This is a genomic window from Pseudarthrobacter sp. S9, assembly GCF_050156545.1.
Classification (GTDB): Bacteria; Actinomycetota; Actinomycetes; order Actinomycetales; family Micrococcaceae; genus Arthrobacter.
In genome coordinates this window covers 3,127,607-3,146,872 of sequence record NZ_CP189576.1, presented here as the reverse complement: position 1 = coordinate 3,146,872, position 19,266 = coordinate 3,127,607, and the positions used below count along the sequence as shown (strand labels likewise).

At 65.2% G+C, this 19,266-nt stretch carries 19 protein-coding genes; 7 read left to right on the top strand and 12 right to left on the bottom strand.

From position 1 onward, the window contains the following. Positions 1–62 precede the first annotated feature (62 nt). Both ACQCSY_RS15075 and ychF read right to left on the bottom strand, forming a co-directional pair. Positions 63–1,844, bottom strand: a complete 1,782-nt coding sequence (locus ACQCSY_RS15075; RefSeq protein ID WP_427129993.1) for an ABC transporter family substrate-binding protein — start codon at positions 1,842–1,844, stop codon at positions 63–65. A gap of 322 nt (positions 1,845–2,166) precedes the next feature. Continuing rightward, positions 2,167–3,252 (bottom strand): redox-regulated ATPase YchF, encoded by a 1,086-nt coding sequence (gene ychF / locus ACQCSY_RS15070; protein ID WP_427129991.1) that lies wholly within the window; start codon positions 3,250–3,252, stop codon positions 2,167–2,169. Between the two features lie 129 nt (positions 3,253–3,381). On the opposite strand from ychF, the gene ACQCSY_RS15065 reads away from it, so the two are divergent. Then, on the top strand, positions 3,382–4,656 hold the full coding sequence (locus ACQCSY_RS15065) for a DNA recombination protein RmuC (protein WP_427129989.1): 1,275 nt from the start codon (positions 3,382–3,384) through the stop codon (positions 4,654–4,656). Between the two features lie 57 nt (positions 4,657–4,713). On the opposite strand, the gene ACQCSY_RS15060 is transcribed toward ACQCSY_RS15065, so the two are convergent. Beyond that, positions 4,714–5,802: a 4-hydroxy-3-methylbut-2-enyl diphosphate reductase gene (locus ACQCSY_RS15060; protein WP_427129987.1), complete on the bottom strand. Its 1,089-nt coding sequence runs from the start codon at positions 5,800–5,802 to the stop codon at positions 4,714–4,716. Positions 5,803–5,828: 26 nt separating this feature from the next. Beyond that, on the bottom strand, positions 5,829–6,674 hold the full coding sequence (locus ACQCSY_RS15055) for a hypothetical protein (RefSeq protein ID WP_427129986.1): 846 nt from the start codon (positions 6,672–6,674) through the stop codon (positions 5,829–5,831). Between the two features lie 123 nt (positions 6,675–6,797). Here ACQCSY_RS15055 and ACQCSY_RS15050 point away from each other — a divergent pair, with 123 nt between their 5' ends. The 3 genes from ACQCSY_RS15050 (at position 6,798) to ACQCSY_RS15040 (ending at position 8,516) form a co-directional block, all read left to right on the top strand. Then, positions 6,798–6,941, top strand: a complete 144-nt coding sequence (locus ACQCSY_RS15050) for a hypothetical protein (protein ID WP_427129984.1) — start codon at positions 6,798–6,800, stop codon at positions 6,939–6,941. Next, positions 6,934–8,220, top strand: a complete 1,287-nt coding sequence (xseA, locus tag ACQCSY_RS15045; RefSeq protein ID WP_427129982.1) for an exodeoxyribonuclease VII large subunit — start codon at positions 6,934–6,936, stop codon at positions 8,218–8,220. Before ACQCSY_RS15050 ends, xseA begins: the two co-directional genes overlap by 8 nt. 65 nt (positions 8,221–8,285) lie before the next feature. Continuing rightward, positions 8,286–8,516 carry an exodeoxyribonuclease VII small subunit gene (locus ACQCSY_RS15040; protein WP_427129980.1) on the top strand — a complete coding sequence of 77 codons (231 nt, stop codon included), beginning with the start codon at positions 8,286–8,288 and terminating at the stop codon, positions 8,514–8,516. A gap of 34 nt (positions 8,517–8,550) precedes the next feature. Here ACQCSY_RS15040 and ACQCSY_RS15035 read toward each other — a convergent pair whose 3' ends face one another. From ACQCSY_RS15035 to ACQCSY_RS15000, 8 genes are all read right to left on the bottom strand, one after another. Beyond that, the gene (locus ACQCSY_RS15035) at positions 8,551–9,405 is read right to left on the bottom strand and encodes a polyphosphate kinase 2 family protein (RefSeq protein ID WP_427129978.1); all 855 of its coding nucleotides are present in this window, start codon (positions 9,403–9,405) and stop codon (positions 8,551–8,553) included. 57 nt (positions 9,406–9,462) lie between these two features. After that, positions 9,463–10,683 carry a pyridoxal phosphate-dependent aminotransferase gene (locus ACQCSY_RS15030; RefSeq protein ID WP_427129976.1) on the bottom strand — a complete coding sequence of 407 codons (1,221 nt, stop codon included), beginning with the start codon at positions 10,681–10,683 and terminating at the stop codon, positions 9,463–9,465. A 137-nt stretch (positions 10,684–10,820) separates the two neighbouring features. Then, positions 10,821–11,783, bottom strand: a complete 963-nt coding sequence (locus ACQCSY_RS15025) for an ABC transporter substrate-binding protein (RefSeq protein WP_427129974.1) — start codon at positions 11,781–11,783, stop codon at positions 10,821–10,823. Next, positions 11,780–12,526, bottom strand: coding sequence for an ABC transporter permease (locus tag ACQCSY_RS15020; protein WP_427129972.1), 747 nt, complete (start codon positions 12,524–12,526; stop codon positions 11,780–11,782). Before ACQCSY_RS15020 ends, ACQCSY_RS15025 begins: the two co-directional genes overlap by 4 nt. Beyond that, a complete protein-coding gene (locus ACQCSY_RS15015) occupies positions 12,523–13,248 on the bottom strand; it encodes an ABC transporter permease (RefSeq protein ID WP_427129970.1) in 726 nt (241 codons plus the stop codon). The genes ACQCSY_RS15020 and ACQCSY_RS15015 overlap by 4 nt, the downstream gene beginning before the upstream one ends. Next, positions 13,248–14,354, bottom strand: a complete 1,107-nt coding sequence (locus ACQCSY_RS15010; protein ID WP_427129968.1) for an ABC transporter ATP-binding protein — start codon at positions 14,352–14,354, stop codon at positions 13,248–13,250. The genes ACQCSY_RS15015 and ACQCSY_RS15010 overlap by 1 nt, the downstream gene beginning before the upstream one ends. A gap of 291 nt (positions 14,355–14,645) precedes the next feature. Continuing rightward, a complete protein-coding gene (locus tag ACQCSY_RS15005; RefSeq protein WP_427129966.1) occupies positions 14,646–14,939 on the bottom strand; it encodes a putative quinol monooxygenase in 294 nt (97 codons plus the stop codon). A gap of 61 nt (positions 14,940–15,000) precedes the next feature. After that, entirely contained in the window at positions 15,001–15,999 is a 999-nt protein-coding gene (locus ACQCSY_RS15000) for a LacI family DNA-binding transcriptional regulator (RefSeq protein ID WP_427129964.1), read from the bottom strand. 166 nt (positions 16,000–16,165) lie between these two features. Between ACQCSY_RS15000 and ACQCSY_RS14995 the strand changes: the two genes are divergently transcribed. The 3 genes from ACQCSY_RS14995 to ACQCSY_RS14985 all read left to right on the top strand — a co-directional run bounded on the left by ACQCSY_RS14995 (position 16,166) and on the right by ACQCSY_RS14985 (position 19,230). After that, positions 16,166–17,284: a substrate-binding domain-containing protein gene (locus tag ACQCSY_RS14995; RefSeq protein WP_427129962.1), complete on the top strand. Its 1,119-nt coding sequence runs from the start codon at positions 16,166–16,168 to the stop codon at positions 17,282–17,284. A 105-nt stretch (positions 17,285–17,389) separates the two neighbouring features. Continuing rightward, positions 17,390–18,439: an ABC transporter permease gene (locus ACQCSY_RS14990; RefSeq protein ID WP_427129960.1), complete on the top strand. Its 1,050-nt coding sequence runs from the start codon at positions 17,390–17,392 to the stop codon at positions 18,437–18,439. Then, positions 18,436–19,230 carry an ATP-binding cassette domain-containing protein gene (locus ACQCSY_RS14985; protein ID WP_427129959.1) on the top strand — a complete coding sequence of 265 codons (795 nt, stop codon included), beginning with the start codon at positions 18,436–18,438 and terminating at the stop codon, positions 19,228–19,230. Before ACQCSY_RS14990 ends, ACQCSY_RS14985 begins: the two co-directional genes overlap by 4 nt. The last annotated feature ends 36 nt before the right edge of the window (positions 19,231–19,266 follow it).

Below are 19,266 nucleotides of genomic sequence, written 5' to 3'. Positions count from 1 at the left end.
AAATGTCGCTGTCAAGTGTCACTGTCAAATGTCACTGGCAAGTGTCACTTGCGGTCGTCGGCCTACTTCTGTGCCCACTCCCAGAAGTTCCACCAGACGCCGGTCTGGTTCGGCATGTACTTTACGCCGGTGATGCGATCGCTGTATGCGTCGACGCCCACCGATTGGAACAGCGGCAGGCCGTAGGCGGAATCCCAGATCTTCTTGTCGATCTGCTGGATGAGGCCGTCCTGCTTGCTGCGGTCGGTGGTGACAACCAGTTCTTCCATCAGCTTGTCGGCGTCAGGATCGCTGAACTGGTTGAAGTTGGAATCGTTGCCCGACTTGAAGATCTGCGGGACGCCGGACACGCCGACCCCCGGGTTAGTCCAGCCGAAGATGGTGGCGTCATAGCCGCCCTTGCCCAGGGCCTTGCCCCAGTCAGACTTGCCGAGGCCGCCGTCGACGATCTGGAAGCCGGCCTTGGTGGCAGATTCGCGGATCAGCGAGTAGGCATCGACGCGGTTGGGGTTGTCTTTGTTGTACATGATGCGGATCTCGGGCGTGGTACCGTTCAGGAGCTTCTTGGCCCCGTCAATGTCCGCGTCCTGGTAAGCCGAGGAGCCGTTGTTCTTGGCCGAGTCCGCGTAGGCGGCCTGGTCCGGAACGAACAGCTGGGAATCGAGCTCCTTAGCGTTCGGATCCAGCTTCTTCACGATCTTGTCAACGATGTCCTTGCGCGGGACGGTCTTCATGAACGCCTCACGCACGTTCTTGTCGGCCAGCGGTCCCGAGTAGTTCAGGTCAAGGTGGTCGTAGGAGAGCTGGTTGCCCTGATCGACGGTGACGCCCTGGCCCTGGAGGGCCTTGAGCTGTTCGACGGTATCGGCGGAAGCCTGCGGGGCGACGATGTCTGCCTCGCCGTTCTTGAGTGCCTGCACCTGGGCGGCGGAGTCACCGATATAGCGGACGGTGATTTCGTCCAGCTTGGCTTCCGGACCCCAGTTGTAGTCCTTGTTCCTGACCATCGTCATCGACTGGTCCTGATTGACGTTCTTGACGATGAACGGACCGTTGGACAGGAACAACGTGGGGTCTGCCGGAAGGGTCTTGGTATCAAAGCCGGTGTTCCACATATCGGCCATTGCCCGCAGCTGTGTGTTCGCGGGCTTGGGAGCCTTCGAATCGCCGCGCGGCATGCCCTTGAGGAGATCGACGAATGCCTTGGTATCCGTCAGGCCTGCCTTCTTGGCGAGGACGTGGGCCGGGATGTCGATGCCGGGGCCGCCCAGGGCGATTTCCCAGTCGGCGAAAGGCTTGGAGTACTTCACCGTCATGGAGCGGCCGTCAGCGCCGAGCTCCGGGAAGTCGGTCAAAGCGAGGCCGGTAGGGTCCCCGGCGTAGGAGAAATAGGAGGTTCCGGTCTTCGCTTCGGGATCGGCGTCGTCGTAGTAGCCGGAGAAGGCGGCCCACTGCAGCAGCAGGTCTGCTGCGGTCACGGGCGTGCCGTCCGACCATTTGACGCCATCATTGATCGTGTACTTGACGGTGAGCGGGTTGTCCGAAGTCTTTTCCATCTTGCCGAACTTGTCGTTGTGCACGACGTTCAGCTTGTTGTCGATGTAGTAGAAGCCCGAGTGGGTGGCGTAGCTGATCTTGGAGTTGATGTCGGTGTTGCCGTCGGCCGTATTCGGGTTGAACGTGTTGAATGCGTTGACCTCGACCACTGTTGCCGATCCGCCTTGCTTGCTTGCTGCCGCAGCAGTCGTCGGGGTTGTCCCGCCGCTGTTGCCCGCGCAGGCGCTGAGGGCAATGGCAGCTGCTGCTGCCACGCCCACTGCTTTGGAAATACGACCCAATCGCATTCCGCCTCCTTGTTTCTGTCGTGTGGATGAGACCGGCACCGTAGGCGCCGGACAGACGTCCACACTCCCCCAGCGGCAGCATGGCCCGTCTCACATGGGATGTAGCGTAAACCCCAACTGCCGCAACGCACGACGAAAGTTGACTCCCTGTAAAGTTCGTTACCGAGCTGCAACATTTGACCGGCCGCGCCGGAAAAAATTCCACACAATCATTGACGGCTGCGGCGCCAAAGGATAAGAGCGCCGCACACAGGAAAGCCACGATTCGGAAATCGTGGCTCCTCGAGTTAATCCCTAATTACTTGGCGGAATTACCGATCCGTCACACGTTGAAGCGGAACTCCACCACGTCGCCGTCCGCCATGACATATTCCTTACCCTCGATCCGGACCTTGCCGCGGGCCTTCGCCTCGGCCATGGAGCCGGCGTCGATCAGGTCCTCGAAGGAGACGACCTCGGCCTTGATGAAGCCCCGCTGGAAATCGGAGTGGATCACGCCGGCGGCCTGCGGGGCTGTGTCGCCCCGGTGGATGGTCCAGGCGCGGGTCTCCTTGGGTCCAGCCGTCAGGTAGGTCTGCAGCCCGAGGGTGTGGAAGCCGACGCGGGCCAGCTGGTCCAGACCTGATTCGTCCTGGCCGTTCATTTCCAGCATCTCGCGGGCTTCTTCCTCGTCAAGCTCGACGAGGTCGGATTCAAGTTTGGCGTCGAGGAAGATGGCGTCCGCTGGGGCCACCATGGCGCGCAGTTCGGCCTGTTTTTCGGGGCTGCCCAGGATTCCCTCGTCCGCGTTGAAGACGTAGATGAAGGGCTTGGCCGTGAGCAGGCCGAGCTCCTTGAGGTGTTCCATCTCCAGCTTGTCGCTCTTGACCGAGGAGAAGATGGTGTCGCCGCGTTCCAGCACCGCCTGGGCCGCCTTGATGGCCGCCAGTTCGGCGGCCTCCCGCTTCTTGATCTTGACTTCTTTTTCGATCCTCGGGATGGCTTTTTCAATCGTCTGAAGATCGGCCAGGATCAGCTCGGTGTTGATCGTTTCCATGTCGGAGACGGGGTCCACCTTGCCGTCGACGTGGATGACGTCGGGGTCATCGAACACGCGGACAACCTGGGCGATCGCCTCGGCCTCGCGGATGTTGGCGAGGAACTGGTTGCCCAGGCCTTCGCCCACGGACGCTCCCTTGACGATCCCGGCAATGTCTACGAAGGACACTGCTGCCGGGAGGAGCCGCTGGGATCCGAAGATGCCGGCCAGCTTTTCAAGCCGGGCATCCGGCAGGTTCACGACGCCGATGTTGGGCTCGATCGTGGCGAACGGATAGTTCGCTGCGAGCACCTGGTTGCGGGTCAGTGCGTTGAAAAGAGTTGATTTGCCGACGTTGGGCAGTCCGACGATGCCAATAGTAAGAGCCACGAGCATATATTCTACCCGCTGCGGCTGGGGATCTCTGCGGCGGCCGGGCCGTACCCCGGAGGGGATGTTGGTGGCGGTGTTGCGGGCGTCGGGGCCAAAACTGTCACAGGGGCGTGCCACAGTGAAGTCATGGACGCTTTTGGACTGATTCTTTCCCTGCTCATGCTGCTCGTGGGTGCCGTTGCCGGCGCCGCACTTGTCTATGTGCTGCTCCGGCGCCGCTACCTGGCCGTGGAGCAGGACTTCGACGGCGTCTCGGCCCGGCTTTCCGAGGTCAGCGCCCAGTTTGCCGCCGCCGACGCCGAGAGGCGCCTTCTCGCGGCCCAGAACCGGGAGCTGGGCGAGTCCCGGACCCAGGACGGCAGTGTGCTGCGCGCGCTGGCGCCGGTGGCGGAGAAGCTCACCGCCGTGCAGCAGCAGGTGTCGCTGCTCGAGCGCGACCGGCTGGAGCAGTACGGGCAGCTGGCCCAGCAGCTGCAGGAGGCCCGCCTGTCCGATGAGCAGCTCCTGCGGTCAACGCACGCGCTGGAGTCTGCGCTGCGCTCCAACAGCGCCCGCGGTCAGTGGGGCGAGGTCCAGCTGCGGCGTGTGGTCGAGGCGGCCGGGATGCTGCGGCACGTCGATTTCCATGAGCAGGTCCACAGCGGGCAGCTGAACAGCTCCGCCACCGAAAACAGCCTCCGGCCCGACCTCGTGGTGCAGCTGCCCGGCGACAAGCAGCTCGTGGTCGACGCGAAGGTCCCGCTGGCGTCCTACCTCGCGGCACAGGAGCTCGGCACCGCCCCCGGCGGACAACAGCGCAGCCTGCAGCTCGGGCAGGCGCTGAGCGGACAGCAGGGGCACCTGGCGGCCCATGCGAAGGCCCTGAAGGCCCACGTGGACGCACTGAGCAACAAGAAGTACTGGGACATCCCCGGCAACTCCCCGGAGTTCGTGGTCTGCTTCCTGCCCGCGGAGTCGATCCTGGCGGCCGCACTGTCGGCGGACCCGGCGCTGTTGGACTATGCGCTATCCAAGAACGTGGTCCTCGCCTCGCCCGGGACGCTGCTGGCGGTGCTGAAATCGGTCGCCTTCACATGGCGCCAGGACGTGCTCACGGACAGCGCCCGGGAACTCTTCGAGCTCGCGCGGCAGCTCTACGAGCGGATGGGAACGCTGGGCGAAAACGTCACCAGGCTCGGTGCCTCGCTGAAGACCTCGGTGGACCGCTACAACTCGATGGTCGGAACGCTTGAGGCCCGGGTCCTGCCGACCGCCAGGAAGCTCAACGCCCTGGACGCTGCCGGACTGACGACTCCCGCCGCCGTGGAGGTGACGCCGCGTTCGGTGGCGGCCCCGGAGCTGCAGTCGGGCGGGCAGGCACGGGACGAGTCCGGCGACGATTCCGAAGAGTCGGCAGCCTAGAAACGCCGTGCGGGTCGTCCCGCTGCGTGCCGTATGTCCCGCCAGGCGCGCTGAGCCCTAGGAGTGCTCCGGGCGCGTGCCGCGGCCGCCGAGGGCGCGGGAAACGTCACCGGCCTGCTTCAGGGTGGCCCGGAGCTCCTTCGGCAGGGAGAACAGCAGGTCCTCTTCGGCCGTGACGACTTCCTCGACGGATCCGTAGCCGTAGTCGGCCAGGAGCCGCAGCACGTCCCTGACCAGCACCTCAGGGACGGAGGCCCCCGACGTCACGCCCACGGTCGCGACGCCCTCGAACCAGGCCTCGTCCACCTCGTTGGCGAAGTCGACGCGGTAGGAGGCCTTGGCACCGTACTCCAGTGCCACCTCCACAAGGCGGACGGAGTTCGACGAGTTGGCCGACCCCACCACGATCACGAGGTCCGCCTGGGGTGAGATCTTCTTGATGGCCACCTGGCGGTTGGTGGTGGCGTAGCAGATGTCGTCGCTGGGCGGATCCTGCAGGGTGGGGAACCGCTCTTTCAGGAGCCGGACCGTTTCCATGGTCTCGTCCACGCTGAGGGTGGTCTGCGAGAGCCAGATGACCTTCTCCGGGTCGCGGACGATGACCTTGTCGACCTCATGCGGGCCGTTGATGATCTGGATGTGCTCCGGCGCTTCGCCGGCGGTGCCTTCAACTTCCTCGTGCCCGTCATGGCCGATGAGCAGGATGTCGTAGTCGTCCTTGGCGAAGCGGACGGCCTCGCGGTGCACTTTGGTCACCAGCGGGCAGGTGGCGTCGATGGTCCGCAGGCCGCGGTCCTCGGCGGACTGGACCACCGCGGGCGAGACGCCGTGCGCCGAGAAAATCACCAAGGCGCCTTCGGGGACCTCATCCGTTTCATCAACAAAGATGGCGCCCTTCTCCTCGAGGGAGCTGACCACGTGGACGTTATGCACGATCTGCTTGCGCACGTAGACGGGCGGGCCGTAGTGCTCCAGGGCTTTCTCCACCGCAATGACCGCGCGGTCCACGCCGGCACAGTAGCCCCGCGGAGCTGCCAGCAGCACCTTCTTGGGACCTGCAACGGGCGCCGCCGCCAGGACATCCTCCGGTGAACGCCGCCGGCGCGGAACGGATGGCATCGGAACGGAAACAGCGGTGGTGGTCATGCTCCCATGCTACCGGTGTTCAATCTTCAGGCGCGGCGGCGGCCGCCGGCGACGCGAACGACGAGTCCCGCGACCAGCAGCGCCGCTCCTGCCACCGCGGCGGCCAGGATCCACTGGCCGAAACTGGCCGCGGACGCTGAGACAAACTCACTCTTGAACGTCTCCGCCACCTCATTGCCGCTCGAGGTCCCGGCCACCGCACCGCCGGCGGCGTCGCTGGCCAGCTTCCACACGCCGGCCAGCACCAGCGCGCCTGCTCCCGTGCCGGCAAGGACCGCCCACCGGCGGCGAGCCGCAACAAACGCCAGTGCAAAGGCGATGCCCGCACCCAACGCCACGGCGTAGCCCATCGGCGCGTAAGCGGCGACCCTCTCGATGAGCTGGCGCTGATTGGACTGCCCGATGTGGATCAGCACCTGGTCGGGCGCCTCAAGCGGCAACGTGGTCGCGTCAGAGACCTGCTTCGCGACCAGCCGCACCAGCGGTGCTACATCCAGGGTGAGCGAGGTGGTGCCGTCGGCCTCAGGCGGCAGGGCACTGGGGTCGGCGAAGGTCAGCCGGTGGCTCTTTCGCAGTGTTTCCGCCCAGGCATCGGGGTATCCGGGCAGGCCGGTCAGGGATTGTGCCGCGTTCTCGAGGATCGGCCGGGCCGTTTCCGCCAGGGCTTCGGGGATCCGGTCGCCGGAACCGAGACTTCCGACGGCGGCCGCGGCCAGCCTTTGCTGGAACGCGGGGTCCTTGCCCAGCGGCCCGGTCAGGGCAACGAAGCCGTCTTCCTGGACGATGTTCCGATCCACCCACATGGCTGGGACAGCGACAGCCGCCATCAAGAGCCCGATGAGTACAGCGGCGGTCGAGACAAAAGTGCGCAAGAGATTCCTAGGAGGTCGTTGGGGTTAGTGCCATCCTACGGCGGCTCCCCTGTGACCCATAAAGCCTGACCCATGAAGCGCGGCCCATAAAGTCAGTCCCTGATGGTAAAGCTATGGATAGAGTTGAACCAGACAAGTTCCAGCTGCCAGCCGGTCATCCTCCCCGAGAAACTCCCCAGGATCGTGCCCGCTGACAGCCCGGCCCCGGCAAAGGACACCCACCACATGCACAAGGCACTCTCCGCCACGGGGTCCCGGCATGCCTGAGGACGCGACGGCAGCCACCACGCTGCCGGCCACCGCGGCAGAAACCAGCCCGGACAACCCCTGGCCTCTGCAGTTGTTGTCCCAAAAGCTCAAACTGCACATCGACCGTGCCCCGTCGGCCTGGGTCGAAGGCCAGGTCATCGAGCTGAACCGGCGCGGCAACAACGCCTATCTGACGCTGCGGGACATCGACGCCGAAATCTCCCTTCCGGCCTCGGTCTGGACGAACGTTCTGGACCGCCAGGAAGCGCCGCTGGAACGCGGTTCCCGCGTCGTGGCCCTGCTCAAGGCCGAGTTCTGGCTGAAGACGGGCCGGCTGAGCATGTCGGTGAAGGACATCAGGCCGGTGGGGCTCGGTGACCTGTTGGCCAGGATTGAGCGGCTGCGCCATGCCCTCGCCGCGGAGGGCCTGTTCACTGACGCCCGCAAGAAACGGCTCCCCCTGCTCCCCCACCGGATCGGCCTGATCACCGGCCGCGACTCCGACGCCAAGAAGGATGTGCTGCGCAACGCGGCCCTCCGCTGGCCCGCCGTCGAATTCGAGATCCGCGAAGTGGCGGTCCAGGGCAATACCGCCGTCACGCAGGTCATCGCGGCACTGCGGGAGCTGGATGCCCATCCGGAGGTCGACGTCATTGTCATCGCCCGCGGCGGCGGCGCCTTGGAGGATCTGCTGCCGTTCAGCAACGAGGAACTCATCCGGGCCGTCGCCGACGCTGTGACACCGGTGGTGAGCGCGATCGGCCATGAGGCGGACCGGCCGATCCTCGACGACGTCGCTGACCTCCGCGCCTCGACCCCCACCGACGCCGCCAAGAGGATCGTTCCGGATGTCGTGGAGGAGCTCGCCCGGGTGCGGCAGGCGCGGGACCAGCTCCGGCGCGGTGTCACGCGCCTCGTGGAGCGGGAAAGCGACCGGCTGGCCTCGCTGCGCTCCCGGCCCGTACTGGCATCTCCCGAAGGCATGGTCACCATGCGGCTTGACGACGTCGAACGGCTCAGGGGCCGCTCCCGCTCGGCCATCACGGCGGCCGTCGTGAGGGCAGCGGACCAGCTGGTCCACCTGAAGGCCCAGGTGCGTGCACTCTCACCGCAAAAGACCCTGGATCGCGGTTACGCCGTCGTGCAGCTCGCCGACGGGCAAGACGTCCCCGGCACGCGCCGGGACGTTGTCCGCCACCCCTCGCAGGCGCCGTCAGGCACCGATCTGACCGTGCGGGTGGCCGGCGGCCGGTTCACCGCCCAGGCCACCGGCGGCCAGGAGCCCTCCGGGAACTGACGCGCCGCGCCGACAGAACATCACCCGGAACCACCCGCCCTTCGGGGCACAGCAAGGAGCACTACATGGCAACAGAGACAAATCCGAACGCCGACATCGAGGGCCTCAGCTACGAGGACGCTCGCGAGCAGCTCCTCGGCGTGGTCGGCAAGTTGGAGGCCGGCGGAGCCAGCCTCGAGGAATCGCTCGCGTTGTGGGAGCGCGGCGAGTCGCTGGCCAAGCGCTGCGAACAGTGGCTGGAAGGTGCCCGTAAGCGTCTGGCTGCCGCCCGGGATCAGGCCGCGCAGGAGGGCTAGCCCTACCGGCCCGGCAGCCGGCAGCCGGCTGCCGTCAGGACCGTTCGACCAGCTCCCGTTCCATCTCGACGTCGAGGTCCGAAACCGGCCACTCGAGCTTCAGGCCTTCCAGCGCTTGCAGCAGCAGCTGCTGCACGGCGATCCGGGCGTACCACTTCCTGTTGGCGGGCACCACATGCCAGGGAGCCAGCTCGGAGCTGGTCTTGTCGAAGGCCTTCTGGTACGCGTCCATGTAGTCGGCCCAGAAGGCCCGTTCCTTGATGTCGTTGCTGCTGTACTTCCAGAGCTTGGCCGGATCATCCAGCCGGGCGAGCAGGCGTTCCTTCTGTTCGTCGCGGCTGATGTGGAGCATGACTTTGACGATCTTGGTGCCGGCCGCCGTCTGACGGGCCTCGAATTCGTTGATGGCCCGGTAGCGGCGCTCAAGTTCCTCCGGTTTGGCCCAGCGGTGGACCCGATGGATCAGGACGTCCTCATAGTGGGAGCGGTCAAAGACCCCCACCATTCCGGCCGCCGGCACTTCCTTCTCGATCCGCCAGAGGAAGTCGTAGGACTTTTCCTCCGGGGTGGGGGCCTTGAAAGACTTCAGCTGGACACCGTCCGGGTTCATGGCGCCCATGACGTGGGTGACGATACCGCCCTTGCCGGCGGTGTCCATGGCCTGCAGGACCAGCAGGATGCGCTTGGTGCCGCCGAACCTGGACTCCGCAAAGAGCTTTTCCTGCAGCCGGGAGAGTTTGTCATCCAGCTCAGCGAGCAGCGTCTCGCCGTCGGCCTTATCTCCTGCGTAGCCCGGAGTGGAGCCCGGATCCAGGTCCTTGAGGCTAAACCCCTTCCCGATCTTCAGGATGTCCGAGGGATGTTTATCGAATGTCGCGACGCCTGCCATCAAAGCCTCTTTCCGGTTCACGTTGCGCTGCTGACCCCAGAGCTGCTGACCCCCAGACTAGTTCCCTTTGTACCGGCTCAGGAAGTCCCCCATGCGGTTGATTGCCTCTTCGAGGTCCTTCACCAGCGGCAGGGTCACCATGCGGAAGTGGTCCGGGCGGACCCAGTTGAAGGCGCGGCCGTGGGAGACGAGGATCTTCTGCTCGCGCAGCAGGTCCAGGACGAATTTCTCGTCGTCGCGGATGTGGTAAACCTCGGGATCGAGCTTCGGGAACAAGTACATGGCACCGCGCGCCTGCTGCGTGCTGACGCCCGGAATCGCATTGAGCATGTCATAGGCCTTGTTCCGCTGCTCGAGCAGGCGCCCGCCGGGCAGGATCAGGTCGTTGATGCTCTGGTACCCGCCGAGGGCGGTCTGGATGGCGTGCTGGGCCGGAACATTGGCGCACAGACGCATGTTTGCGAGCAGGCTGATGCCCTCAAGGTAGTCGGCGGCATCCTTCTTCGGCCCGGAGATGGCCATCCAGCCGGCCCGGTAGCCGCACACCCGGTAGGCCTTGGACAGCCCGCTGAAGGTCAGGCACAGGACGTCGTCGCCGGTGAGGCTGGCCATGTTCACGTGCACGGCGTCCTCGTAGAGGATCTTTTCGTAGATCTCATCGGCGAAGAGCACGAGGCCGTGCTTTTCGGCAAGGGCCACGATTTTCTTGAGCGTGTCCCCGGGATACACCGCCCCGGTGGGGTTGTTGGGGTTGATCACCACAATGCCCTTGGTGCGCGGGGTGATCTTGGCTTCGAGGTCCTCGAGGTCGGGCTGCCAGCCGGACTCCTCGTCGCAGAGGTAGTGCACGGGCTTGCCGCTGGCCAGGGCCACGGAGGCCGTCCACAACGGGTAGTCCGGCGTGGGGATGAGGACTTCATCGCCGTCATCAAGCAGCGCCATGAGCGACATCGTGATGAGTTCGCTGACGCCGTTGCCCAGATAGATGTCATCGACGTGGATGTTCTGGATCCCGCGCGTCTGGTAGTACTGCGAGACGGCGGTGCGTGCGGAAAAGATGCCGCGGGAGTCGCTGTAGCCCTGGGCATGCGGCAGGTGGCGGATCATGTCCACCAGGATCGCGTCCGGCGCTTCGAACCCGAAGGGGGCCGGGTTTCCGATGTTCAGTTTGAGGATCCGGTGACCCTCTGCCTCCATCTGCTGGGCGGCCTGAAGAATCGGTCCACGGATGTCGTAAAGGACATTATGAAGCTTGGTGGACTGCTTGAATTCTGCCATTCCTCAAATATGCCATATGGAGGATGTACTTCTGTTGAGACTTGTCACACAAACGTGCGACGCCGGCGACCGGGGCCGGAAGGCCCGGTCACCGGCGTCGCACGTTCAGCAGGAAGGCGCCCGGCAGGGTGTCGCCGCTACTTGACGAGTCCCTTGTCCTTGAGCCACGCAGCCGCGGCATCCTTCGGGTTCTGCTTCTGGTTGCCGCTGACGGCACGGTTGAGGTTGATCAGGTCATCGGTGGTGAGGATCTTGGACACGGCGTTCAGGGCTTCCTTTGCCTTGTCCGTCATCTTGGACTTGTTGTACAGCGGCAGGACCTGCTGGGCGATGAAGTTGTTCTTCGGGTCCTCCAGCACCACGAGGTCATTGTCCGCGATGGACGGTGTGGTGGTGAAAATATCGGCCACCTGGACCTGGTCAGAGAGCAGGGCCTTGAGCGTGACGGCGCCGCCGCCGTCGCTGAACGGCTCAAGTTTCTTGGGCTCGCAGCTGTAGTTCTTCTTCAGGCCCGGCAGTCCGTAGGCGCGTTCGGCGAAGGTCGCCGGGGCGCCCACCACCAGCTCGCCGCAGACCTTGGCCATATCCTCGATGGACCTCAGCTTGTACTTCTCGGCGGTGGCCTTCGTGACCACCATGGCGTCCTTGTCCTCGGCCTTTGAAGCGTCCAGCACCGCGAGGCCCTCGGGCAGCTTCCCCGGCAGCGCCTTGACGATGTCCTCGGCCGAGACCTCCGTGGCGTCCTTGTTCACATGCAGCAGCAGGTTGCCGCTGTAGTCGGGGACGACGTCCACGGATCCGTCCTGCACGGCCTTGAAGTACACCTCGCGCGAACCGATGTTTGGCTTGGTGCTCGCCGAGATGCCGGCAGCGTTCAAGGCACCGGCGTAGACCTCGGCCATGGTCTGGCTCTCGGGGAAATCAGCAGACCCGATCACCAGGGCAGCGCCCGATCCGGACGTTCCCCCGCTGGTGGCCGGGGCCGAGCTCAACGGATTAGATGAGCCTCCGCAGGCGGACAATGCCACGGCCAGGCCTAGGCCGGCGGCCAGGCCACCGAATGCGCGCCTGCCGAGGGCTCGTTGGCGGGATTCCTTCATGACGTACCTCCTTGAACAACAGTCTCCGCGATTACGGGGTCTGTGAGATCAACCGCAGCCTGGTGGCTCCGGTTCGGCTGGGAAGAGGCGCCCCGTGACAGGAACAGCCTCTGGAATAGGGCAAGGACAAGGTCGATGGCGATCGCGAGCCCTGCGATCAGAAATGAACCGCCCAGCATCTGGGGGAAGTCGGAGAGCACCAGCCCGTCGAACAGGTAGCGGCCCAGGCCGCCCAGGTTGATATAGGCCACCACCGAGACGGTGGCGATCACCTGGAGCATGCCGGTCCGGAACCCGCCGAACATCACCTGGAGCGCGTTGGGGAATTCGGCGCGGAAGAGCACCTGCAGCTCTGTCATTCCCATCGCCCGGGCGGCGTCCACCACGTTGCGGTCGACGCTGGAGATCCCGGCATAGGTGCCGGCCAGCAGGGGCGGGACCGTCAGGATCACGAGGGCCCAGACCGGAGGCATGAGCCCGATGCCCGCCAGCAGGACGAACAGAGTCAGCAGGCCGAGGGTGGGCAGGGCACGCAGCGCGCCGGCGAGGGCCACGACGGCCACCCTCCCGCGGCCGGTGTGCCCCACATACAACCCGATCGGAACGGCGATGACGATTGCGATCAGCATGACGAGTCCCGTGTACTGCAAGTGCTCGGCCAGCCGTACCGGGATCCCGGAACTGCCGGACCAGTGGGCCGGGTCGGCGAGCCAGTCGAAAGTGTCCGTGAAGACGTTGCTCATGCCGCACCGCCTCCGGCGCCGGCACTCTCGGAAAGCGGCCGGCGCGCTGCGGGACCACCAGGCGTCTCAGATATTGGGCCCTTTGGTGTGGCCGCCCGCGTCCACGGGGTCAGCACCCGCTCCAGCAGTACCAGGACGGCGTCCATCAGGAGCGCGAGGATGAGGATGGCGATGATGCCCACCACCACTTCGGTGACGAAGTCACGCTGGAGCCCCGAGGTGAACAGCATCCCGAGGTTTCCGATCCCGAGCAGGGCCGCGACGCTCACCAGCGAGATGTTGCTGACGGACACCACCCGCAGCCCGGCAAACAGCACGGGCAGGGACAGCGGCAAGTCGATCTGACGGAAGCGGGTCACGGGCTTGAAGCCCATGGCAACGGCAGCCTGCCGGAGGTCCTCGTCCACGGAGTCAAACGCGTCCAGGGCGGCACGGACCAGCAAAGCGACCGCGTAGATGGTCAGGGCCACCACCACGTTGGCCGGGTCCAGGATCCGGGTTCCGATGATGGTGGGCAGGATGATGAAGAGCGCCAGCGAGGGAATCGTGTACAGCAGGGACGACGCCGTCACCACGACGGAGCGCAGAGCCCGGTTCTGCCGGGCGAACTGCGCCAGCGGGATGGAGATCAGCAGGCCGAAGCCCATCGGAAGGACGGCCAGGACGAGGTGCTGGCCGGCAAGCGTGAAGACCTGCCCGCTGTTGGCCAGGAACCAGTCCATCAGAGCGCACCCTGCCGGAAGCTTTGCCGGACCTGGCGGTCCGAGTCGATCACGGCCAGCACTTCTGCGGCTGTGATGACGCCGGCCACCCTGCCGTCCGCGTCGACGGCGACGCCGAGGCCCGACGGCGAGGACAGCGCCGCGTCAAGGGCCCGGCGCAGCGTGTCACCCTTGCGGAACAGGGATCCGCCGGGCACCATCATCGGGCCCTTGCCGGGGCCGGCCCAGCCGAGGGGATGCAGCTCGCCGTCGGCCACCAGCTGCCAGTCGTCGGCGGAACCGCCGTCGTGCCGGAGTTCATCCGGGGTGAGGGTGCGGACGGGGTGGATCGTGACGCCGTCGGAGGGGCTGAACGCGAGGTGCCGGAACCCCCGGTCCCGGCCCACGAAGGACGCCACGAAGTCGTTCGCCGGGGCGCGCAGGATCTCCTCCGGCGCGGCGTACTGCGCCAGTTTGCCGCCGACGCCGAACACGGCCACCCTGTCCCCCAGTACGGTGGCCTCGTCGATGTCGTGGGTGACAAAGACGATCGTCTTGGCCAGGTCACGCTGAAGCCGGAGGAGCTCCTTCTGGAGTTCATCGCGGACCACCGGATCCACGGCGCTGAAGGGCTCGTCCATCAGGAGCACGGGAGGATCGGCGGCGAGCGCCCGCGCCACTCCCACGCGCTGCTGCTGGCCGCCGGACAGCTGCGAAGGGTACCTCTTGCCGAGGGAGGAGGCCAGCCCGACGACGTCGAGCAGCTCCTGCGCGCGCTTCCGGGCCTCCGGCTTGGACACCCCGTTGAGCCGGGGAACGGTGGCGATGTTGTCCAGCACGGATCGGTGCGGCATCAGCCCGGAGGACTGCATGACGTAGCCCATGGACCGCCGCAGCTTCGCCGCCGGTACCGAGGTGACATCCTCCCCGCCCACAGTGATGGTGCCGGACGTGGGCTCGACCATGCGGTTGATCATCCGCAGCGAGGTGGTCTTTCCGCAGCCCGAGGGTCCGACGAAGACCGTGATGGCGCCCTTGTCGATTGACATGGTCAGCTTGTCAACGGCAGCCTGCCCGCCCTGGTACTGCTTGGTGACGTTCTGGAACTCGATCATGGCTTCGGCCATTTCCGGGCTTACCTATCTGTTGGCGGCAACATCGGACGGTCCAGCCAACTGATCATATGCGCGTTGATTTTTGGCTGTAAAGCGGGTAGGACCCAGCGTAGCCAGCGCTCTGCCCCATGTCAGCGGCGCGGCGGCTACCGTAAGGCTTCGGAAGCACAACGATTTCGGATGGGTGCCGCGCCGGCAGGACTCCCGCCGCGGCACTTTTCCGGTCCGGACCGCCCGTCACCAGGGCCGCCGGACTTCCCCTCGGCCCCGCAATGATGGCCGTCGCCTTGAACCGATCCGTTCCTAGTTCACCGGCTGTAGCCAGGTCAGGACCGAGCCGTCCTCTTCGATATGTTCCGCCAGCTCCCCGTTGAACTTCGCTCCGTAATCCGCGCTGATGTGTTCTTGGAACGCGGCGCCGTCCGCGTAAACCTCGAAAACGAAGTATTCCCGGGGGTTGGCTTCGCGTGTGTAGGGCAGGAAGAGCTGGTTGCCGGGCTCCCGGCGTACGTGTTCGGTGAGTTCGCGCATCATTTCGGCGACTCTGGCTTCGCTGCCGGGTTTGACGGTGAATTCTGCATACAGCGTCTCGGTCATTGGTTTCCCCTCGTGAAGGATCGGCGTGGATGGCTGACAGGATCTGGACGTTGGAGGGAGGTCAGGCCGGCGGCCGGAGCTCACCGGACCCCCTCGGAATGAGTTCCGAAGGAACAACGTAGGTTTTGGGGGCAGTGGGATCACCGTCGATTCTCGCAAGGATCCGCTCGGCTGCCAGCTTGCCGATGCGTTCCGGGTGCTGCGCAACCACCGTGATGCCGGGTTCCATCATGTCTGCCAGCGTGAAGTCGTCGAATCCGACGAGCGCAATACGGTTGCTGGCGCCCAGTTCCTTCAGCGCCCGCATGGCACCAAAGGTGACCAGGTTCTGGCTTGAGAAAATCGCGGTGGGAGGGTTTTTTGCGGCGAGGAGCTCATGGGTGGCCAGACGGGCGAGCTCCTCATCGTGCAGGCCTTCGCGGACGGGGATCGTGGACGTGGAGATGCCTGCGCGGCCGATCTCCTCGATGAATCCCCTGCGCCGCTCCCGTGCCGTCTGGATGTCCGGGCGGTCTCCGAGGTAGGCGAGCCTGGTGTGACCATGACTCATGAGGTGTGCCGCGGCGTTGGCCGAGCCGGCGGCGTTGTCTGTGACAACGGCATCGGCTTCGAGGCCGACCGGTTCTCGGTCAATGAAGACGATCGGAAGGTCGCGGGAGTGCTCAGGAATGACATACGCCTGGCTCTTGGCGACCGGCGTGAGGACCAGGCCATCGACGCGGCGGCCCAGGAAGGCCGCGACCAAGGCCTTTTCCCGCGCGGAATCATCGTCCAGGCTCGCGGCGAACACAGCTATGCCCCGTGCTGCCAGGGCATCCTCAATTGCCCGGTGGATGTCCCCGCTGAACGGGTTGGCCACGCTGGGCAGCAGCAGGCCGATGGACATGGTCTTCCTGCCGGCCCGCTTCAGGCTGCCCGCGGCCAAATCGACCTGGTAGTTCAGCTGCTCCGTGGCCTTCAGCACCCTGAGCTTCGTCGCCTCCGAAACCCCAGGCTCGTCATTAACCACTCGGGAAACTGTCTTGAGGCCCACACCCGCCAAAGCGGCCACATGCCGCATGGTGGGCCGACCTGGCCCGAGAGCCGGCTGACTTGGATCAGACAACGGTGTCATCACAATGGCTCCTCTATTCTGCGTATCACTTGACTATAAGCTGTGATCAGGGTTACATCTTCTCATGACACCGTTGTCAGGCACACGAAATGCCGCAAAACTAGGAGATTCAATGTTGAGTTCCACCCGCTTCAGCGGCCCCACTCGCCGTGTCCTTGCGGCGGCAGCCATCGTCGCGATCAGCTCCCTGGGCATTACCGCCTGCGGCTCAACTCCCGCGGCTCCCGCCAGCAGTGCAGGGGCATCGAACGAAAAAATCGGCGTCTCGTTGATCGTCAAGACCACCACCAACCCGTTCTTCGTCTCGATGCAGGACGGCGCCAAGAAGGCCGCCGAAGCAGACGGCGTTGACCTCAAGCTCGCCGCGGGCAAGGCCGACGGCGACGAAGACACCCAGATCCAGGCCATCGAAAACGCCATTTCCAAGGGTGATAAGGGCATACTGATTACTCCGAACGGCCCCTCCGTCGTGGATGCCCTGAAGAAGGCAAAGGACGCAGGCCTCTTCGTGATCGCCCTGGATACGCCGCCGGATCCGGCGGACGCCGCCGACATCACGTTCGCGACGGACAACTTCGCCGCGGGTGAACTGATCGGCAAGTGGACGGCCGCGCAGCTGGGCGGGAAGAAGGCCACCATCGCCCTGCTGGACCTCTTCGACGACAAGGTCGTCTCCGTTGACTACAACCGCGACCAGGGCTTCCTCACCGGTCTGGGCATCGATACTGCCGACAAGAAGAAGAACGGCGACGAGGCCAAGACCGGCAAGTACACCGGCGGCAAGGGCGGCGACTACGAGATCGTGGGCAGCCAGGCAACCCAGGGCGCCGAAGACGGCGGCCGCACCGGCATGGAGACACTGCTGTCCAAGAACCCGAACATCAACGTCGTGTACACGATCAACGAACCGGCCGCGGCCGGCGCCTATGAGGCCCTGAAGTCTGCAGGTAAGGAAAAGGACGTGCTGGTTGTCTCCGTTGACGGAGGCTGCGCCGGTGTGAACAACGTCAAGTCCGGCGTCATCGGCGCCACCGCCCAGCAGTACCCGGTCAAGATGGCCGAGCTGGGCGTCAAGGCCATCGTGGAACTCGCCAAGACCGGCAAGAAGCCGGCCAACTCCGAAGGCCTGGACTTCTTCAACACCGGCGTGGAGCTCGTCACCGACAAGGCCGCCGACGGTGTCAAGAGCATCAGCACCTCCGACGCATCCAAGATCTGCTGGGGCAAGTAACCCGCCAGCACCAGCTACGGGGAGGCGCAGCGCAAGTCCTGCGCCTCCCACAGCACCACACCCGCAATACCGGCACCAACCGAACATGGAAGTTCAGGAGCAATCGTGACCCAGCAACAGACCGCCGGCGGCCCGCCCGATACCGGCCACCCGGACCTGGCCGAGGAATTCCTTGACCGCCAGACACCACTCAGCCGAATCCGCAACATCCTCCACCGCTACCCCGCGCTCAGCCCCGCAATCGTCCTGCTCGTTGCGGTAGTGGTCTTCGGGCTCCTCAATGAACGGTTCCTCCGGGTTGAAAACCTGTCCCTGATCACCCAACAGGTTTCGGTAGTGGGAACCCTGGCCATCGCGCAGACACTCATCATCCTCACTGCAGGTATCGACCTTTCCGTGGGCGCCGTGATGATTCTCGCCTCCATGGTGGTCGCGCAACTCTCCGTCAGCAACGGCGTGCCGGGCCCACTTGCCCTCCTCGCCGGCCTCATCGTGGGGCTCGCGGCCGGAGCGCTGAACGGTTTCCTGGTCACCAGATTCCGGCTGCCACCGTTCATCGTGACTCTCGGTACGCTGAACATCTTCATCGCCTTGACGCTGCTCTACTCGAACGGCGCCACCGTGCGGGGCTCTGCCATGCCCGGCCTGCTCACGTGGACCGGCAGCACGTTCCCCGTCGGCCCCGTGCGGATCTCCACCGGCGTGGTCATCATGCTCCTGCTCTACATCGCCGTCGCGTTCATCCTCGGCAAGACGGCCTGGGGCCGGCACGTCTACGCAGTGGGCGATGACAAGGAAGCTGCCCGCCTGGCCGGCATCGCGGTCAACCGTGTCCTCATGAGCGTCTATCTCGCAGCGGGGGCGGTGCTGGCCATCGGGGCCTGGATCCAGATCGGGCGCACCAACGCAGCCAGCCCCAACGGCGGGGTGGACCTGAACCTCGACTCCATCACCGCCGTCGTGATCGGAGGCACCAGCCTCTTCGGCGGCCGCGGCTCGATCTGGGGCACGCTGCTCGGTGCCCTGATCGTGGGTGTATTCCGCAACGGCCTATCGCTGGCCGGCCTCGATGTGCTCTACCAGACCCTCGCCGTCGGCATCCTCATCATCCTCGCTGTGTCCATCGACCAGTGGATCCGAAAGGTCAAGTCATGACCGCCACAGACATCCCCGTTTCAAAGACCGAAACCCGCCAGCCCATCCTCCAGGCCAGAAACCTCGTCAAGACCTTCGGCCGGGTCGTGGGCCTGGACGGTGTCAGCCTTGACCTGTACCCGGGCGAGGTCCTGGCCATCATCGGCGACAACGGCGCAGGAAAATCCACGCTCATCAAGTGCCTCACCGGCGCCGAAATTCCGGACTCGGGCGAGCTGACGGTATCCGGCCAGCCTGTCCACTTCAAACGCCCGCAGGACGCCCGGGTCTTCGGCATCGAAACTGTCTACCAGAACCTTGCGGTGTCCCCGGCACTCGACGTCGCCTCCAACCTGTTCCTGGGCCGGGAAGAGCGGCTTCCCGGGCCGCTGGGAAAGATCTTCCGCGTTCTTGATACCAAGGGCATGCGCCGCAAGGCCAAGGAAGAACTCACCCGGCTCGGCATTTCCACGCTCCAGGACGTGACAGTGCCGGTGGAAAACCTCTCCGGCGGTCAGCGCCAGGCTGTCGCTGTGGCCCGTGCCGCGGCGTTCGGTTCAAAGGTGGTTGTCCTGGACGAGCCGACGGCGGCCCTCGGCGTGCGGGAATCGAACCAGGTCCTTCAGCTCGTCCGGGATCTCCGGGACAGGGGCCTTCCCGTCATCCTGATCAGCCACAACATGCCGCAGGTGTTTGATGTAGCGGACAGGATCCACATCCAGCGCCTCGGCAAGTGCGCGGCGACCATCACACCGCAGTCGCACACTATGACCGACGCGGTGGCCATCATGACGGGTGCCGCCACGGCCTGAACGGCCCTGGCGTACCCGTCGACCCGCCCCGACTCC

What these genes read in the sequence shown, in the direction of transcription:
- ACQCSY_RS15075 (WP_427129993.1), bottom strand. Translation starts at nt 1,844, where the DNA reads ATGCGATTGGGTCGTATTTCCAAAGCAGTGGGCGTGGCAGCAGCAGCT.
- ACQCSY_RS15065 (WP_427129989.1), top strand. Translation starts at nt 3,382, where the DNA reads ATGGACGCTTTTGGACTGATTCTTTCCCTGCTCATGCTGCTCGTGGGT.
- ACQCSY_RS15060 (WP_427129987.1), bottom strand. Translation starts at nt 5,802, where the DNA reads ATGACCACCACCGCTGTTTCCGTTCCGATGCCATCCGTTCCGCGCCGG.
- xseA (WP_427129982.1), top strand. Translation starts at nt 6,934, where the DNA reads ATGCCTGAGGACGCGACGGCAGCCACCACGCTGCCGGCCACCGCGGCA.
- ACQCSY_RS15040 (WP_427129980.1), top strand. Translation starts at nt 8,286, where the DNA reads ATGGCAACAGAGACAAATCCGAACGCCGACATCGAGGGCCTCAGCTAC.
- ACQCSY_RS15035 (WP_427129978.1), bottom strand. Translation starts at nt 9,405, where the DNA reads ATGGCAGGCGTCGCGACATTCGATAAACATCCCTCGGACATCCTGAAG.
- ACQCSY_RS15030 (WP_427129976.1), bottom strand. Translation starts at nt 10,683, where the DNA reads ATGGCAGAATTCAAGCAGTCCACCAAGCTTCATAATGTCCTTTACGAC.
- ACQCSY_RS15025 (WP_427129974.1), bottom strand. Translation starts at nt 11,783, where the DNA reads ATGAAGGAATCCCGCCAACGAGCCCTCGGCAGGCGCGCATTCGGTGGC.
- ACQCSY_RS15020 (WP_427129972.1), bottom strand. Translation starts at nt 12,526, where the DNA reads ATGAGCAACGTCTTCACGGACACTTTCGACTGGCTCGCCGACCCGGCC.
- ACQCSY_RS15015 (WP_427129970.1), bottom strand. Translation starts at nt 13,248, where the DNA reads ATGGACTGGTTCCTGGCCAACAGCGGGCAGGTCTTCACGCTTGCCGGC.
- ACQCSY_RS15010 (WP_427129968.1), bottom strand. Translation starts at nt 14,354, where the DNA reads ATGGCCGAAGCCATGATCGAGTTCCAGAACGTCACCAAGCAGTACCAG.
- ACQCSY_RS15005 (WP_427129966.1), bottom strand. Translation starts at nt 14,939, where the DNA reads ATGACCGAGACGCTGTATGCAGAATTCACCGTCAAACCCGGCAGCGAA.
- ACQCSY_RS15000 (WP_427129964.1), bottom strand. Translation starts at nt 15,999, where the DNA reads ATGCGGCATGTGGCCGCTTTGGCGGGTGTGGGCCTCAAGACAGTTTCC.
- ACQCSY_RS14995 (WP_427129962.1), top strand. Translation starts at nt 16,166, where the DNA reads ATGTTGAGTTCCACCCGCTTCAGCGGCCCCACTCGCCGTGTCCTTGCG.
- ACQCSY_RS14985 (WP_427129959.1), top strand. Translation starts at nt 18,436, where the DNA reads ATGACCGCCACAGACATCCCCGTTTCAAAGACCGAAACCCGCCAGCCC.